2 protein-coding genes are annotated in these 1,776 nt (G+C 37.6%); both read left to right on the top strand.

Going from position 1 to position 1,776, the window contains the following annotated elements:
- Nucleotides 1–963: ornithine carbamoyltransferase (argF, locus tag CD147_RS06450; RefSeq protein ID WP_103166601.1), on the top strand; the 963-nt coding region annotated here is incomplete at its 5' end.
- A gap of 19 nt (nucleotides 964–982) precedes the next feature.
- On the top strand, nucleotides 983–1,776 hold a 794-nt coding region (arcC, locus tag CD147_RS06455; RefSeq protein WP_103166602.1), incomplete at its 3' end, for a carbamate kinase.

The raw sequence follows: 1,776 nt of genomic DNA on the forward strand, positions 1-1,776 counted from the left end.
TTAGACTTCACTCAAAAAGAAGTAGAGTTCTTACTTAATCTATCTGAAGATCTAAAACGTGCGAAATATGCTGGAATTGAACAACCAAAACTTAAAGGTAAAAACATTGCCTTAATTTTCGAAAAAGACTCTACACGTACTCGCTGCGCATTTGAAACAGCAGCCTACGACCAAGGTGCTCGCGTCACATATCTTGGACCAACTGGTAGCCAAATGGGTAAAAAAGAATCTGCTAAAGATACAGCTCGCGTATTAGGTGGCATGTATGACGGTATCGAATATCGTGGTTTCTCACAACGTATAGTTGAAGATTTAGCTAAATATTCAGGCGTACCTGTATGGAATGGCTTAACTGACGAAGATCACCCTACTCAAGTACTTGCAGACTTTTTAACAGCGAAAGAAGTATTGAAAAAACCTTACCACGAAATCAACTTCACATATGTAGGTGACGGACGTAACAACGTAGCCAATGCGTTAATGCAAGGCGCTGCAATTATGGGAATGACGTTCCACCTTGTATGTCCTAAAGAATTAAATCCTAAAGATGATTTATTAAAACGTTGTAAAGAGATTGCTGCTCAGCACGGTGGCGAAATCTTAGTAACTGATAATATTGATGAAGGTGTAAAAGGTTCAGATGTAATTTATACAGATGTCTGGGTATCAATGGGTGAACCTGATGAAGTTTGGGAAAAACGTATCAAATTATTAGAACCTTATCGTGTAACAAAAGAAATGATGGAAAAAACTGGTAACCCACATACAATTTTCGAGCACTGCTTACCATCATTCCATGACACTGAAACTACAATTGGTAAACAAATTCAAGAAAAATATAGCTTAACAGAAATGGAAGTTTCTAACGAAGTATTTGAAAGTGAACAATCTGTTGTCTTCCAAGAAGCTGAAAACAGAGCACACACAATTAAAGCTGTAATGGTGGCAACTTTAGGAGAATAGAGAAAGGGAGGACCTATAAATGTCTAAAATCGTCGTAGCTTTAGGTGGTAACGCTTTAGGTCAATCGCCTGAAGAACAATTAGAATTATTAAAAGGCACAGCAAAATCATTAGTAAGCTTAATTAATAAAGGATATGAAGTGGTAATTAGTCACGGTAACGGACCACAAGTCGGAAGTATCAACTTAGGTTTAAGCTATGCAGCTGAAAATAAACAAGGTCCACCATTCCCATTCCCTGAATGTGGTGCTATGAGCCAAGCTTATATTGGCTATCAAATGCAAGAAAGCTTATTGAATGAGCTACACTCATTAGATATTGATAAGCAAGTGGTCACTCTTGTAACACAAGTTGAAGTTGATAAAGATGACCCAGCGTTCAACAATCCAACGAAACCAATCGGCTTATTCTATACAAAAGAGCAAGCAGATAAAACAATTCAAGAAAAAGGTTACCAATTCGTGGAAGATTCAGGACGTGGTTATCGTCGTGTTGTCCCTTCTCCACAACCAATGAATATCGTTGAATTGGAAAGTATTGAAACGCTTATCAAACATGGAACATTAGTTATCGCAGCAGGCGGTGGCGGTATTCCAGTTGTTAAAGAACAAGGTAACTACAAAGGTGTAGACGCCGTTATCGATAAAGATAAAACAAGTGCTTTATTGGCGGCTCACTTACAATCTGATCAATTGATTATCCTAACAGCTGTAGATCATGTTTATATTAACTTTGGAAAAGATAATCAAGAAGGTCTTGGCGAAGTGACAGTTGATGAAATCAAACAACATATTGCTGATAATCAATTTGCGAA

It is taken from the genome of Staphylococcus devriesei (assembly GCF_002902625.1).
Lineage (GTDB): Bacteria > Bacillota > Bacilli > Staphylococcales > Staphylococcaceae > Staphylococcus > Staphylococcus devriesei.